Raw genomic sequence first — 15,449 nt, 5'->3', positions numbered from 1 at the left:
TTCGCCTCCTGCAAACGTACGTTCGTTTTTAAAACTATACAATAGTTATTCTTATATAAATCAGCGCAAAATGCAAGTATCAATTAACTTTCTTAGCTTAATTGCCTATATTAATTTCAGTTTTTAAAATTTTTAGCCGTAATTTAAATGAATATGATAAAATAGTCCTAAGATATTAAAGGATGTGTAATATTTATGATGATAATCGTCATGTTACTACTAAGTTATCTTATTGGTGCATTCCCAAGTGGGTTTGTAATTGGAAAAGTATTTTTCAAAAAAGATATAAGACAATTTGGTAGTGGTAATACTGGCGCTACTAATAGCTTTAGAGTATTAGGTCGTCCTGCAGGATTCTTGGTAACATTTTTAGATATTTTTAAAGGGTTTATTACAGTTTTCTTCCCTCTTTGGTTACCGGTTCATGCTGATGGCCCTATTAGTACTTTTTTCACAAACGGCTTAATCGTTGGCTTATTCGCCATTCTTGGGCACGTTTATCCAATTTATTTAAAATTCCAAGGTGGCAAAGCAGTTGCAACAAGTGCTGGTGTCGTATTAGGTGTTAATCCAATACTTTTACTTATACTTGCAATCATCTTCTTTGTAGTACTGAAGATTTTTAAATACGTTTCATTAGCAAGTATTGTGGCAGCAATTTGTTGTGTTATTGGTTCACTCATTATTCAAGACTATATTTTACTAGTCGTTAGTTTCCTTGTTTCAATAATCTTAATCATTAGACATCGTTCTAATATTGCAAGGATTTTCAGAGGCGAAGAACCTAAAATTAAATGGATGTAACAATTTTTTGACAGTAGTCCATCATTGCATAAAATTTTGCAGCTGATGGATTATTTTATTTTTGCAAAAACAATTATTTTAACTTAAAATTCAACTATACTTTAGTTTTTATTAGAAAAATTTGAGTTAGGGACATAAATCTATCTCCTAGACTCTAAAATGTTATATTGGCAGTAGTTGATAGAATGAAAATGCACATGAAACAAGCGTGTTGCGATTCTAGTCGGGGCCCCAACAAAGAAGCTGGCTGAAAGTCAGCTTACAATAATGTGCAAGTTGGGGTGGGCCCCAACAAAGAGAATTTCGAAAAGAAATTCAACAGGCAATGCAAGTTGGGGTGGGCCCCAACAAAGAGAATTTCGGAAAGAAATTCAACAGGCAATGCAAGTTGGGCCCATTCCCATTCCGTAATAAATATTGGAGGTCGTTGTTATGCAAATAGAACTTACTGATGCAGCCGTAACTTGGTTTAAAAATGAACTTGAGTTACCTGAAAATAATAAAGTACTTGTGTTTTTTGTAAGATATGGTGGCGAATTCCAACTCAAGCAAGGATTTAGTCCTGCTTTTACAGTTGAACCTAAAGAAAACGTTGATATTGGCTATGAACAACAATATGATGGATTAAATATTGTCGTTGCAGAAAAGGATTTGTGGTACTTTGAAGATGATCATATCATTGTAAATGTAGTCGATCATGAAGATGAAATATCTTATACCGCAAAATAAATATAAAAAAACGAGCTTGATTGCGCTAGTGATGATGTGCAAACAAGTTCGTTTTTAATTTATTTTCATAATTATTCGTAAGATTTTCAATGTGTCATTTTAAAACTTTGAATTTTCAATTATACGTATAATAACCTAGCCTCAAATAAACTTCATTATTCAACTAAAAGCTTTTTCAGTTATGAAAATAAAGTTCAATTTTACGAGTTAATAAGCTAGCTAAAATAGAATCAAAATTTATAGCGACTCAATCCCATCTACCACTTCAAATGTTGTTCCGGTTTTATTGAGCTCTGAAACTTTATGATATGCTTCATGCCAGTCAGGGAAATAGCGATCTAATCGTATTGGCTTAAATGTATCTTCTTTAATACATATCAATTCTGTAGAGCCAGTAGTAGCAAGTTCACCTTGTTCATTAAAAATTTCGTACTTATAAACTGAACGTAATCGAGAATAATGTTCTACCCAAGTTTTAATTTTAACTTTTTCTGGGTAAAAAATAGATTTTTTAAAATTAACATTAAGTTCAGTTACAGGTGAAATAATTCCTTGTTTTTCCATTTCAGCATAACTAAAACCTAGCTTTGTTATATAGTCCAATCTTGCTACTTCAAACCAAGTTGCATAATTACCATGATAAATAACACCCATTTTATCAGTTTCAGCGTAACGTGCTTCTATTTCTGTTATACTATATATCATTTTAAGCCTTCTTTCGGATAAACTTTACTTATAATTCTAACATAAATATAAAAAAGAGGTCGGCCAACAACACGAATGTTTTGAACCGACCGGTCATGTTTGATATTCAAATATATCTTCAATACTCAAGCTATAATGTAGCCATATTTCAAAATTTGAATTACTACAGTTATTATTGAGCTAATTTATTTCTTAAAACCATTTGTAAAATACCACCGTGACGATAGTAGTCCATTTCCACTAATGAATCGAAACGTACCATAGCATCAAATTCCACTAACTCACCATCTTGTTTTTTAGCAGTCACTTTAACAAAATCATGAGGCTGTACATTTTCATCAATATTTACTGAAATTTCTTCGGTACCGTCTAAACCAAGCGCATCAGCTGATTCACCTTTTCTAAATTCTAAAGGTAACACACCCATCATAACTAAATTTGAACGATGAATACGTTCGTAGCTTTGCGCGATAACTGTTTTAACACCTAATAAGTTTGTACCCTTTGCTGCCCAGTCACGTGAAGAACCCATACCGTAGTCATTACCAGCTAATACTACTAATCCTGTACCATCTTCCTTATATTTCATAGCGGCATCAAAAATTGGCATCACTTCATTTGTTGGCCAATAAGTAGTGAATCCACCCTCTGTTCCTGGTGCTAATTGGTTTTTAATACGAATATTTGCAAATGTACCTCGAACCATTACTTCGTGGTTTCCACGTCGTGAACCATAAGAGTTAAACTCACGTATATGAACATCATGTTCTAATAAATATTTACCCGCTGGCGTATCTTTACCGATTGCACCTGCTGGAGAAATATGGTCTGTTGTAACTGAATCACCGAATTTCCCCATAACTCGTAAACCGTTTAACGGTACAATTTTACCAGGTTCTTTAGATAAACCTTGGAAGAATGAAGGATTTTGAATATACGTAGAATTTGGATCAAAATCATATAATGGTTGATCTGTTACATCAATTTCATTCCATAATTCATTATTGTTATAAACGTTTTTATATTCTTCAATAAATAATTCTGGTGTAACTACGCTATCAACTGTATCTGAAACTTCTTGAATTGTTGGCCAAATGTCTTGTAAATATACATCTTCTCCATCTTTACCTTTACCAATTGGCTCATTTTGTAAATCGATATCGACTGTTCCTGCTAATGCATATGCAACAACTAACTGAGGTGATGCTAAGTAGTTAGCTTTAACAAGCGGATGGATACGTCCTTCGAAATTACGGTTACCTGATAATACAGAAGTAACTAATAGGTCCTCATCTGCAATCGCTTTTTCAATTTCTGGTAATAATGGGCCTGAGTTACCGATACATGTAGTACAGCCATATCCTACTAGGTTAAATCCTAAATCATCTAAATATGTTTGTAATCCTGAATCTCTCAAATAACCAGTTACAACTTTTGAACCTGGAGCTAAAGATGTTTTAACATATTCAGGTACTTTCAAACCTTTTTCAACTGCTTTTTTAGCTACCAAACCTGCACCAAGCATTACGTATGGGTTAGACGTGTTCGTACATGAAGTAATTGCTGCAATCGCAATATCACCAGTTTTCATAGACGCTTTTGAGCCATCTTTGAATTCAATTTTAGCTTTTTTATCAAATTCACTTTTATCTAATCCATGACCTTGGTTACCTGCTGGTGCTGTAACAGAATCTTCAAAAGCTGTTTTCATATCGCTTAAGAAAATCAAATCTTGCGGACGTTTTGGTCCTGATAATGAAGCTTCAACTGTTGCTAAGTCTAGTTCAATTACATCTGTATAATTAGGATCTTCTTTTTCAACATCAAAGAACATATGATTTTGTTGTAAATACTCTTTTACAAGTGCGATATGTTCATCTGAACGACCAGTTAACTTCATATACTTAAGAGATTCATCATCAACTGGGAAGAATCCACAAGTTGCACCATACTCTGGTGCCATATTAGCAATTGTTGCACGGTCAGCTAATGGGAGATGTTGTACACCTGGACCAAAGAATTCTACAAACTTGCCTACAACACCTTTTTTACGTAATTCCTGTGTAACTCTTAGCGCTAAATCAGTTGCTGTTGCACCTTGTGGCAATGAATTCACCAAGCGTACTCCAATAACTTCTGGAATTGGGAAATAAGATGGTTGACCTAACATTCCAGCTTCTGCTTCGATACCACCAACACCCCAGCCAAGAACACCAATTCCGTTGATCATTGTTGTATGTGAATCGGTACCAACTAATGTATCAGGGAAAGCAGTTTTTTCTCCATCTACGTCACGAACATGTACAACACTTGCTAAATATTCTAAGTTAACTTGGTGCACAATTCCTGTTGCAGGTGGTACTGCATTATAATTGTCAAATGCTTTAGTAGCCCAATTTAAAAATTGATAACGTTCATAGTTACGTTCAAATTCTAATTTCATATTGCGTTCAAGTGCTTCAGGATTTGCATAACTATCAACTTGAACTGAGTGGTCAATAACTAAATCAACTGGTACTTCCGGATTGATTTTTGTAATATCTCCCCCAACATCGTCCATCGCTTTACGTAAAGAAGCTAAATCAACTACGGCAGGTACTCCAGTGAAATCTTGTAAAATAACTCGAGAAGGTTTAAATGGTACCTCTCCTTCATTTCCATCTTCTCCAAATTGACTCAAAGCTTTAATATGCTCGTCTGTAATTACAAAATCATCTTCCTGGCGAAGTAATGATTCTAATAATACTCGAATAGAATAAGGTAAATTTGAAACTTTAGTAATTCCTTGATCTTCTACCGCTTTTAAATCATAGTAAGTATAACTTTGGCCATTTAAGTCAAAATGTTTTTTTGATTGCTCTTTAAAATTTGCAGCCATTTAATGATCCCCCTTGATACATTTTTATATTTATATGCCTTAATTAAATTGTATTATTATATTAATTGATAAACAACTCATGATACTTAGAAAACGCTTAAATTACATTTCGACTTTTTAATCAGTATCCATAAGTAAAACTTATCATAAGAACATAGTGTAATAAGTATTTTTTATTAAATGAGAATAATTATCAATCTCGTAACTGTTTTTCAAATTCTTATTGCAAGAACCCACTTTCTGTAATTTTTATTTTTCGCATCTCAACCTTTATATTAAATACTATGTTCATAATGTGTTTATGCAAAAATTAATATCGACATATTTTTTATGAAATAAACTCAGCTACATTTCCATTCAAAATTCAGCATCTAAATAGCATTCATTATATGTAGTACTTTTCCAAAAAATAAAAAAATCCGAAGCTTCGTTTTTGTATAATACGAAACTTCGGATTTAATTATATTTGTTTGATTAATTTAACTCATCAACAATAAACTTACCATTTATATAACTTTCCATAATAGAAAACATTCAGTCTAATCATCATACTGAAAATTAGTTATCTTTTTTCTCTAAATTTCTACGAGATTGGCGCTTTTCAAGAATATCTGACTCATAATCTTCTTGTTGACTCTTAATATATTCTTGTAAGCGATGTTTATTTGGTGTCAATGTTAATCCTAAGAATTTACGTTCTTGGTTAGCATCTTTATAGAAGCTAATCATCATTAATATGACTACAAAGGAGAATGGGAACGCACTTATAATCGCAGCACTTTGAATTGCATTTAAAGCTTCTGCACCATTACCGCCACCAGCTAATAAAAGTACAAATGCAATTAAAGCTTGTGAAATTCCCCATACAACTTTAACCATACTTGATGGATTTAATGACCCAAATGTCGTTTGCATTCCTAATACGAATGTAGCTGAATCTGCAGACGTAATAAAGAATGAAGCAATCAATAATAAAGCAATAAGTGATAAAACTATTCCAAATGGCACATGATTAAATACGCCAAATAGTTGTGTCTCAGGTGTCATATCGAATATTTCTTTATGTTTTTTACCAGTCTCGATGCCTAACACACCAAAAACACTAAACCATATAAAACTTACGATGGCAGGTACTAATAAAACGCCAGAAATGAACTCTCTAATTGAACGCCCTTTTGAAACACGAGCAATAAACACACCAACGAATGGGCTCCAGCTTAACCACCAACCCCAATAGTAAAGTGTCCATGAAGACATCCACTCACGTTTTTGAGGATTTAAAGCTGCAGTATCAAAACTATTAAATAAAAATGTATTCAATAAGCTACCTGTTGAACTAGTTAACATATTGAGTATAAGTACAGTCGGTCCAACTATTAATGCAGCTATCATTAAAATAGTACCTAGACCAATATTCAAGTTACTTAAATATTGAATGCCTTTGCTTAGACCTGACCATGCACTTGCGATAAATAAAATTGTAACTACAATAATAATAATCGCTTGTACAAATGTATTATTTGGAACATTGAATAAATAATGTAAACCACCATTGATTTGAAGTGCACCCATACCTAGAGAAACAGCTACCCCAACGATAGTGGCAAAAACAGATAATACATCAATTAAAATTCCAATAGGTCCTTCTACTTTATCACCTAAAATTGGGCGCAATGTTCTTGATAATAAGCCAGGCTCACCTTTACGAAATTGTGCATAGGCTAACGCTAATGCAACAACTCCATAGACAGCCCAAGCATGGAATCCCCAATGGAAAAATGTTGAGCGAAGAGCTTCAGTATAAGCTTCCGTCGTCTTTGGATCGGCTGTTGGTGGCGCAGCAAAATGTGCCATCGGTTCAGCAGCTCCATAGAATACTAATCCAATACCCATACCAGCACTAAATAGCATTGCAAACCAAGAAATTGTATTAAATTCTGGTTTGTCATTTGGCTTACCTAATTTCAGCTTACCAATCGGGCTAAAGATAAGGAATATACAGAAAAAGACAATAATCGTTGTAAGAATTAAATAATACCATCCTAATTTTTCTGTAATCCATATTTTAATATTATTGGTCACATAGTTGAATTGTTCAGGTAAAAATGCACCAAGTAATACGACTATAGCAACAACAATCGCACTATAGATGAACACCGGTGAATACTTCTTGCCATTTGGATTCTCAGGTGAAGAAGAATTCATAATTAATTACTCCCTTCAATTCTATATTTAGTTTTATGTAGTAAAATAAAAAATTTATCAAAACATTTTATTTTTTACTCACGCACCTTTATAGGATAACAAAGGTCTTTACGATAATCAAATTTCCTTAAATAAACTGTTTTCTAAATATTTTATTTGTTGTATAATTGAGGTTACATTTAAAAAAGAAAGGTTGAGTGTAATGTTAAAAGAGTTCAAAGAATTTGCCTTAAAAGGTAATGTCTTAGACCTAGCTATCGCTGTTGTAATGGGCGCAGCTTTCAACAAGATTGTAACTTCATTAGTTGAAAATATAATTATGCCATTGATTGGTAAAATTTTCGGTTCAGTTGATTTTGCTAAAGAATGGTCATTCTGGGGAATTAAATACGGTTTATTTATTCAGTCAATAATTGACTTTATTATTATCGCATTTGCTTTATTCATCTTCGTTAAAATCGCTAATACTTTAATGAAGAAAGAAGAAGCAGAAGAAGAAGCTGTTGTAGAAGAAAATGTAGTATTATTAACTGAAATTAGAGATTTATTACGCGAAAAAAAATAATTTCAAAATAAATAGAGATGCTCAATGATTTATTTAATTCCATTGAAACATCTCTATTTTTTTATGTTTTAATTTCTTCTAAAAATTGTTGAACTCTGATATTGATTTGATTTAACTTCTAAAACTAGGGGTATTCTATTTTTCAATTCAGTTACATGTGAAATGATTCCGACCATTCTACCAGTCGATTTAAGATTCAACAGTGTATCTAATGCAGTTTCTAATGTTTCCTGATCTAATGTACCAAAACCTTCATCAATAAAAATAGATTCTAACGAAATACCACCTGACTGTTGCTGTACTATTTCGCTCATTCCAAGTGCCAATGCTAATGAAGATTGGAATGTTTCCCCACCTGATAAAGAACTAATATGCCTAGCTTTATTTGAATGTAAATCAAACACATCAATCTCTAAGCCACTAAGCCCTTGCGAAACCGCTTCACGTCTTATCAATTGATAACGATTGTCCGTCATTGTTGCTAATCTTAAATTGGCCTGCGCAATAATTTTATCTAAATAATATATTAAGACAAAATTTTCTAATGTGAGGTTTTTATTATTTTTACCGTTAACAATCTCAGACAGTTGAAAAATTTGTTGCTGATCTTTCAATTCTTGATTTAAATAATTAATATGCGATTCAATTGATTTTAATTTTTTTATATTATTTTCACATTGGTAATGAACAGCTGAATATTTATCTATCAATGTATTCAAATTTTCTTTACTTTGTTGATAGTTGTTTTCTAATTCAATTGGATCTATGACTACTTTACCTTTAATTAGCGATTCTAATCTATTTATTTCTAATTCCAATTCATTGTATTGTTTTCTATATTCATCTACTGCTTTATTTAAATTTTCTTTGTCCTCTCTCCATGTCATGATTTCTTCGATATCACTATCATGAGATAAATTCAACTTTGTCATTTCAATTTCAATAGCTTGTTCATTTTCTTCCAATTCATTATTATACGTTATAGATTGTTGCTTATAATGATTTAAATTATTTTCTTCAATTAAACGTTGTTGAGTTAGCTGTGCTAGCTTATTCTCAATTTGTTTTGCCAGTTCCTGATGAGCATTCACTTCTTGTAAACACTTGTCATAGTCCACTTCAAAGCTAGAAATATCGTGATACTCTGAAAGTGTTTCAAATTCAATTATAAGCTGTTGACTTAATTTAAGTTCTGATTCATTTCTATTAAATAATAATTGCTTTTGATGATGCGCAGACTGTTAATTTCTCTTTATCAGCTTTCAATTCTTCTACATATTTATTAGTAGCAATTTGTTTATTTAATTCCGCTTCTTTTACTATTAATCGTTCATTTAACGCTTCTATTGAAATATCAAGATGTTCGTTCACATTAATATTTGATATCTTTTCATTAATATGATTCATTTCAGAATGTTTTACAGCAATACTTGATTTAATAGAAGATATTTTTGTTTCTATTTCTTTTATATCAGCCTTACGTTTAGCTATACTTTCAAAATCGATGTGCTCTCCTAAATCATGAATTTCATTTCCGCAAATAGGACATTGGTCTCCAATTTTTACTGCAGACTTTATTTCACGAATAAAGCTTTCTTTATCATTCAAATCTAATTTAGACTTATCAAACTGTTCAAGCCTCATCTCTAAATCACATAGAATTGTTTTTTCTTTATTAATGCTCTTTTCTAACTCTTGTTTAGTGCTCTTTAACCTACTTAACTCTAACTTAGTATTCTCATTTTCTTGTATAGTATTAATGTCGTTATTAATCTGATTCATTTCATGATTTAGTACTACAATATTATCGTAATTACTATCATTATTGCTAATAGCAATTTCAATTTCTTCTAATGATTTAGTTAAATTACTTAATTCATTTTCGATTTGTTTATTCTCTTTTGTTAATCCGCCAACTTTATTAAAACTTTCTTGATACTTAGTAATATTATTTTTAATAGGCTTAGTTTTATCAATAAATGCCATTTTCTTATCAATAGTTTGCTCTTTCTCTTTTAATACCTCATACTCTTTATCAATATTTTGTCTATTAATATCTACTTCTGCAATCTTATTTTTAGTTTCCTTAATCGCATTATTTACTTTTAACATTTTAGCTTCGATATGCTTTTTAGCATCAATAAAATTCAATAGACTTGTAATCTCATGAAGTAACTTAAGTTTTTCTTTTATTTGATCAATTTCAGGTTGGTTTTCCTTTAATTGGACAAAACTATTTTTATACAAGTCTAATTGCTTAATATTCTCTTGTAACACATTATTTTCTTGTCTTTTCTTTTCTATATTTTCAAACCTTTTAGTAGCTTCTTCTTTTTCCTCGTATACATCTTTTAGCTGTTGGTTAAAATGCGTTTCTAATAAGGGAATACTTTCTATCAACTTGTCAGTTTGTTGACTTGAAATATTCACTAGACTTTTAATTTCATCATTATCGAATGTTTCTATTTCTTGCCACAATAGATCAATTTGCTGATATCTATTTTCAATTTGTGCTTTTTCTTTTTTTACTTCTTCTTTTAATATTTCCCTTACTTCTTCAAATTTATTGCTGTCAAACAGTGTACGTAATATCCCTTGCTTGTCGCTACTTTTTGATATTAAAAATTTTTTAAATTCACCTTGAGGTAAGATAAATAGTTGACGAAATTGCTCTGCATTAACCCCAATTAAATCAATTATAAATTGATTCCCTGCTTGCACTTTACTTTCTCTAATTTCAAATTGATTATCCACTAATTCAAATACATCAAATTTAGCATTTGTTTTTGTAGTATTTCCTTCTTTTATAAATGGACCTTGTCTATGTAATTTATAAACACGATGATTTAGTTCAAATTGAAATGTTACAGACATAGGTTCTTTTCCATCAGCAAAATGACTCCTCAAATCATTTTCTTCTCTTTGTTTAGTTGATGCTTGCCCAAAAAGTGCATAAGTCATTGCATCGAATATCATTGTCTTACCAGATCCTGTCTTACCACTTATCAAAAACAGTTCATTATTATCAATTTTAGAAAAATCAATTTCTTCTTTTAAAAATGGCCCGAAGTTTTTTAAAGTTAAATGTAATGGCTTCATTCATTAATCCTCCTTGCTCAATTTATCTTCTAAAATGTTTTTAATCTTTTTTGATTGAACTTCTGATAAATCTGTATCAGTAATATAATTATAAAATTGTTCAATGATAGTCATATCATCTTGCTTACTAATATCAATAATACTTTTCTCTTCACTATAATTAAAAGTTTCATTAGTCAGCGCTAAAGTATTGGGATAAACCTGCTTTAAATGCATCATAGGATCTGTTATATGAGACATATTCGTAAGTTTAAAATGAAAATAATTCTCTTTGTTTTTCACAGCAACTTTTTCATTTATAACTTCATTGTATTCACCTGTTATAATTTCTAATTGTCTGCGAGGTTCTATTGGTATAAATTTATCACTGATATCATCACCATCGATTGTAATGCGTCTATATCCTTTAGATTGACCTACTTCAGAAAACGAATACTGTAATAATGAACCACTATATTTTATCTTTTTATCATTAATACTAAATGGGTGGTGTAAATGTCCAAGCATTATATGATCAAATACATTAAAAACATTTTTTTGAACTGATTCTACCGTACCAATTGTGAGCGGTCTCTCTGAGTCAGATGTTTTACCACCTTGTACAGTCAAATGACCAATTAGTATATTAATCGCTTTCGGATCAAGTAAATGTTGAATTTCATCAATACATCTAGAGACACCTTGTTGATGATTTTCAATACTTTCATCTTCAAAATAATGCTTCATTTCGCTAACAGTAGCATATGGCAATGTATAAAAATTCACTTCATTAATAGTTATCGGTGACTTAATCGTTGTAAAATCTGTTCTTATGTATAGTTGACTATGTTCAAACCAACTTGCGCCATAATTCAATCTTTCTTTACCATCATGATTCCCACTGATTATAATAATTGGTATATTTAATTCTAAATTAAGCTTACCTATTGTTCTTTCTAATAACATAATTGCATCTTTACTTGGATATGTCGTGTCATATAAATCTCCTGCTATCACAATAACATCCGGTTTTTCTATCATCATTTGCTCTACGAACTTATCTAAAATATATGCTTGATCCTCTAACAACTGTTTGCCGTTTAATATTTTTCCTAAATGCCAATCTGCTGTATGTATAATTTTCATTATTGCCTCCATATAGAACGTTTGTTCGCTTTTTATTTTAATATATTCTTCTCCCTGTTTCAAGTAAAATTAAAACCACTTATCGACTAATTTAGTAGTCAAAAACAAGTGGTTTTAAAAGTAATTAATTGATTAATGTTTTCTTTAATTTTTTATATTTATATAGCATTGCTAATCTCCAAGGTACAATCATACAAAATGCTAATAAAAAGAACATTCCGCCCAACTCTCCTGGGTCAATTTCATTACTAATAAATATCTTCATCACAGTACGAATAATAAGTAAAGAAATTAAAATGACCGGAAATGCTTTTGAACGTTTCATATAAATCTCTGTACCTTTAACTTCAAAACGAGATGTCCATATTAGAACTGTAGAGAATAACAAACCAATGATAAAAGCTTCTAACATTTCAGACCCAGTAAGTCTAAAATAAGGTACAACATACATTAAGGCACCCGTTGACATAAAGAACGGTGGCAAAATTATTTTTTTCTCATTTACCGGATAATTTTGAGCTTTCATACGGATAACTATAACCATTGTTCCCATAAATAAAGCTACAACTATTGAAAATATTAAGTAGAGCACGCATACACCTTCTTATAAAATAAACTCTCTGTTAATCATATAAACTGAATTATAGCATTTATCATTCTTTTCGTCATTTTGTTAACTTCAATTCTATTAAATCTATTTTTAATTGCTAGTTTGTAACGAAAAAGAGGCCTTACTCATATTTGAGTAACAGCCTCTATAAATCGCGAATTTACTTTTTCGCACTCTTCATATTTTGATCCATATTTTTATTCATCATCGTCATCATTTGATTAATTTTCTTTTGAGAAGGTTTTTGACCCATTTGCATCATCATCATACGAAGCATTTCTTCGTTGATTGGTGGGTTTTTCTTCAAGTAATCCATCATATATTTTCTTGCTAATAAGAAACCACCAATTAAACCTAAAATTAAAGCTACTATTATTAAAATAATTGCTAACCAAGTTGCCATTGTTTCACCCGCTTTCTTTATCCTACTGAATTTTACTAAATTCAACACATTATTTCAAGAACTAGTTTATTCAAGTATTTTAATATCGATACTAAAAATAATATCAAAAATCACATAGATATAATAGTGATTTTTATGATTAAATTAAATTCTAATAGTTGAACACGAATGTTAATACAAACTTCATGTAATATTATCCCTTAAAATTATTTTCAATGTAATGAAAACTCTAATATTAAAGAAGCCTAAGATTAGGTATCCTAGACTTCTATATATTTAAATTGTATATAAGCTTCTTATAAGCTCATTACTTGGTTTAAAATATTTTCTTTAGTAAATCCATATTTTTCAACTACTAAATCACCAGGCGCACTTGCACCAAAGCCATCAATAGCGATAACTTTGCCAGCTGTACCTACATATTTATGCCATCCAAGTGGTGAAGCCATTTCTATAGCGACACGCTTAGTTACACTTGACGGAATAACTGATTCTTTATATTCATCAGATTGTTGTTCAAATGCATTCCAGTTAGGCATAGAAGCTACGCGTACAGATTTACCTTGTTTTTCAAGATCTTTTGCAGCTTCAATTGCTAAGCTAACTTCTGAACCAGATGCCAATAATAAGAATTCTGGTGTTTCTTCAGCGCCATAAACTGTATATGCACCTTTACGCACACCTTCTTCAACTACTTTTTCAGGTACATCTAATACTGGTAAGTTTTGACGTGTTAATACTAATGAAGTTGGAGTTGATTCTGATTCTAATGCAACTTCCCAAGCTACTCTAGTTTCATTTCCATCTGCAGGACGGATAACATTCATATTAGGAATAGCTCTTAACCCAGCTAATTGTTCAATTGGTTCATGCGTAGGACCATCTTCACCAACTGCAATTGAGTCGTGTGTAAAGATAAATGTTGCATTTAATCCCATAATTGATGATAGACGCAATGCTGGTTTTAAATAATCACTAAATACGAAGAAAGTTGCTCCATATGGATGTAAACCTCCATGAGCAGCCATACCATTAACAGCAGCTCCCATTGCAAATTCACGTACACCAAACCATACATTTTTACCTTCTGGTGTTTCAGAACTATAGTCAATTGCATTATTTACATTTGATTTATTTGAACCAGCAAGGTCTGCTGATCCTCCAAAGAATGAAGGGACAGTTTTACTAATAGCTTGAATGATTGCTCCAGAATCAGCACGAGATGCACCGCTATGACCTAATTCAAATCGAGGCAATTCATCTTTGTAATTATTAGGTAATTTTCCACTAACTGCTAATTTAAATTCTTCGGCTAATTCAGGATAAGCTTCAGCATATTTTTCTAATAATTCATTCCATTTAGACTCGTCTTCATTAGCACGTTGTAACATTGTAGTTTGGAAAATTTCATAAACTTCCTCAGAAACATTGAAACGTTTTTCAGGATCTAAACCATAATTTTCGAAAGTTAATTTTCTTTCGTCTTCACCTAAAGGCGCACCATGAACACCATTAGTACCTGCTTTATTTGGAGAACCAAAGCCGATTGTCGTTTTAACTTCGATAATAGTTGGACCTTCTTGAGATTTAGCTTTAGTAATGGCTTGATCAATTTCTTCTAAATCATTGCCATCTTTAACTAATAAATAGTTCCAACCATATGCTTCAAAACGTTCTTTAGTATTTTCTGAAAATGCTTTATTCAATTCACCATCAAGTGAGATATCATTTGAATCATATAGTACAACTAATTTACTTAGTTTGTTATGACCAGCAAATGAAGCAGCTTCATGTGAGATACCTTCCATCAAATCACCATCAGAAGCTAATACATATGTGTAATGATCTACAACATTGTATCCATCTTTGTTAAACTTACCAACTAAATGATCTTCGGCTAATGCCAAACCAACTGACATAGCAAATCCTTGACCAAGTGGACCAGTTGTAACTTCTACACCATCAGTATGTCTGTATTCAGGATGACCTGGTGTTTTAGAACCCCATTGTCTAAATTGCTTTAATTCTTCTAATTCTAAACTTCCTGATACATGTAACAAACTATACAATAATGCTGAACCATGTCCAGCTGATAGTACGAAACGATCTCTGTTAAAGTAATCTTTTGATTGTGGATTGAAATTTAAATGGCGTGTCCACAAAGTATAAGCCATTGGGGCAGCTCCCATAGGTAATCCTGGATGACCAGAATTTGCTTTTTCGATTGTGTCGATACTTAAAGCACGTAACGTATCAACAGCTAATTGATCTTTTTCATTAAACATCTTGTGTATCTTCCCTTCTTCAATTTTATCAAATACATTAT

At 31.4% G+C, this 15,449-nt stretch carries 10 protein-coding genes and 1 pseudogene; 3 read left to right on the top strand and 8 right to left on the bottom strand.

Annotated elements, in window-relative coordinates; all coding sequences use genetic code 11:
- Positions 1-195 precede the first annotated feature (195 nt).
- Entirely contained in the window at positions 196-804 is a 609-nt protein-coding gene (gene plsY, locus ML436_06525; GenBank protein ID UMT79375.1) for a glycerol-3-phosphate 1-O-acyltransferase PlsY, read from the top strand.
- 432 nt (positions 805-1,236) lie between these two features.
- On the top strand, positions 1,237-1,533 hold the full coding sequence (locus ML436_06520; GenBank protein UMT79374.1) for a HesB/YadR/YfhF family protein: 297 nt from the start codon (positions 1,237-1,239) through the stop codon (positions 1,531-1,533).
- Between the two features lie 237 nt (positions 1,534-1,770).
- Here the strand turns inward: ML436_06520 and ML436_06515 are convergent, their stop codons facing one another.
- The 3 genes from ML436_06515 to ML436_06505 all read right to left on the bottom strand — a co-directional run bounded on the left by ML436_06515 (position 1,771) and on the right by ML436_06505 (position 7,321).
- Positions 1,771-2,238 (bottom strand): acyl-CoA thioesterase, encoded by a 468-nt coding sequence (locus ML436_06515; GenBank protein ID UMT79373.1) that lies wholly within the window; start codon positions 2,236-2,238, stop codon positions 1,771-1,773.
- A 172-nt stretch (positions 2,239-2,410) separates the two neighbouring features.
- Entirely contained in the window at positions 2,411-5,116 is a 2,706-nt protein-coding gene (gene acnA / locus ML436_06510) for an aconitate hydratase AcnA (GenBank protein UMT79372.1), read from the bottom strand.
- A gap of 558 nt (positions 5,117-5,674) precedes the next feature.
- Complete coding sequence (locus ML436_06505) at positions 5,675-7,321, bottom strand: BCCT family transporter (protein UMT79371.1); 1,647 nt, start codon at positions 7,319-7,321, stop codon at positions 5,675-5,677.
- Positions 7,322-7,523: 202 nt separating this feature from the next.
- On the opposite strand from ML436_06505, the gene mscL reads away from it, so the two are divergent.
- The gene (gene mscL / locus ML436_06500) at positions 7,524-7,886 is read left to right on the top strand and encodes a large conductance mechanosensitive channel protein MscL (GenBank protein UMT79370.1); all 363 of its coding nucleotides are present in this window, start codon (positions 7,524-7,526) and stop codon (positions 7,884-7,886) included.
- 68 nt (positions 7,887-7,954) lie between these two features.
- On the opposite strand, the pseudogene ML436_06495 reads toward mscL, so the two are convergent.
- From ML436_06495 to tkt, 5 genes and pseudogenes are all read right to left on the bottom strand, one after another.
- A pseudogene (locus ML436_06495) lies at positions 7,955-10,985 on the bottom strand (SMC family ATPase).
- A gap of 3 nt (positions 10,986-10,988) precedes the next feature.
- Positions 10,989-12,110 carry an exonuclease SbcCD subunit D gene (locus ML436_06490; protein ID UMT79369.1) on the bottom strand — a complete coding sequence of 374 codons (1,122 nt, stop codon included), beginning with the start codon at positions 12,108-12,110 and terminating at the stop codon, positions 10,989-10,991.
- A 124-nt stretch (positions 12,111-12,234) separates the two neighbouring features.
- The gene (locus ML436_06485; protein UMT79368.1) at positions 12,235-12,702 is read right to left on the bottom strand and encodes a DUF1453 family protein; all 468 of its coding nucleotides are present in this window, start codon (positions 12,700-12,702) and stop codon (positions 12,235-12,237) included.
- A 178-nt stretch (positions 12,703-12,880) separates the two neighbouring features.
- Positions 12,881-13,123, bottom strand: a complete 243-nt coding sequence (locus ML436_06480; GenBank protein UMT79367.1) for a YneF family protein — start codon at positions 13,121-13,123, stop codon at positions 12,881-12,883.
- A 296-nt stretch (positions 13,124-13,419) separates the two neighbouring features.
- Positions 13,420-15,408: a transketolase gene (gene tkt / locus ML436_06475; protein UMT79366.1), complete on the bottom strand. Its 1,989-nt coding sequence runs from the start codon at positions 15,406-15,408 to the stop codon at positions 13,420-13,422.
- Positions 15,409-15,449 lie beyond the last annotated feature (41 nt).

Origin of the sequence: Staphylococcus roterodami, from assembly GCA_022493055.1 — a bacterium.
In the GTDB taxonomy this organism is placed as follows: domain Bacteria; phylum Bacillota; class Bacilli; order Staphylococcales; family Staphylococcaceae; genus Staphylococcus; species Staphylococcus singaporensis.
The sequence above is the reverse complement of the archived record's forward strand: the minus strand, read 5'-3'. Positions and strand labels throughout refer to the sequence as shown.

Excerpts from the sequence above, each read along its gene's own strand:
- ML436_06515 (UMT79373.1), bottom strand. The coding sequence starts at position 2,238 with ATGATATATAGTATAACAGAAATAGAAGCACGTTACGCTGAAACTGAT.
- ML436_06490 (UMT79369.1), bottom strand. The coding sequence starts at position 12,110 with ATGAAAATTATACATACAGCAGATTGGCATTTAGGAAAAATATTAAAC.
- tkt (UMT79366.1), bottom strand. The coding sequence starts at position 15,408 with ATGTTTAATGAAAAAGATCAATTAGCTGTTGATACGTTACGTGCTTTA.
- ML436_06505 (UMT79371.1), bottom strand. The coding sequence starts at position 7,321 with ATGAATTCTTCTTCACCTGAGAATCCAAATGGCAAGAAGTATTCACCG.
- mscL (UMT79370.1), top strand. The coding sequence starts at position 7,524 with ATGTTAAAAGAGTTCAAAGAATTTGCCTTAAAAGGTAATGTCTTAGAC.
- ML436_06480 (UMT79367.1), bottom strand. The coding sequence starts at position 13,123 with ATGGCAACTTGGTTAGCAATTATTTTAATAATAGTAGCTTTAATTTTA.
- acnA (UMT79372.1), bottom strand. The coding sequence starts at position 5,116 with ATGGCTGCAAATTTTAAAGAGCAATCAAAAAAACATTTTGACTTAAAT.
- plsY (UMT79375.1), top strand. The coding sequence starts at position 196 with ATGATGATAATCGTCATGTTACTACTAAGTTATCTTATTGGTGCATTC.
- ML436_06520 (UMT79374.1), top strand. The coding sequence starts at position 1,237 with ATGCAAATAGAACTTACTGATGCAGCCGTAACTTGGTTTAAAAATGAA.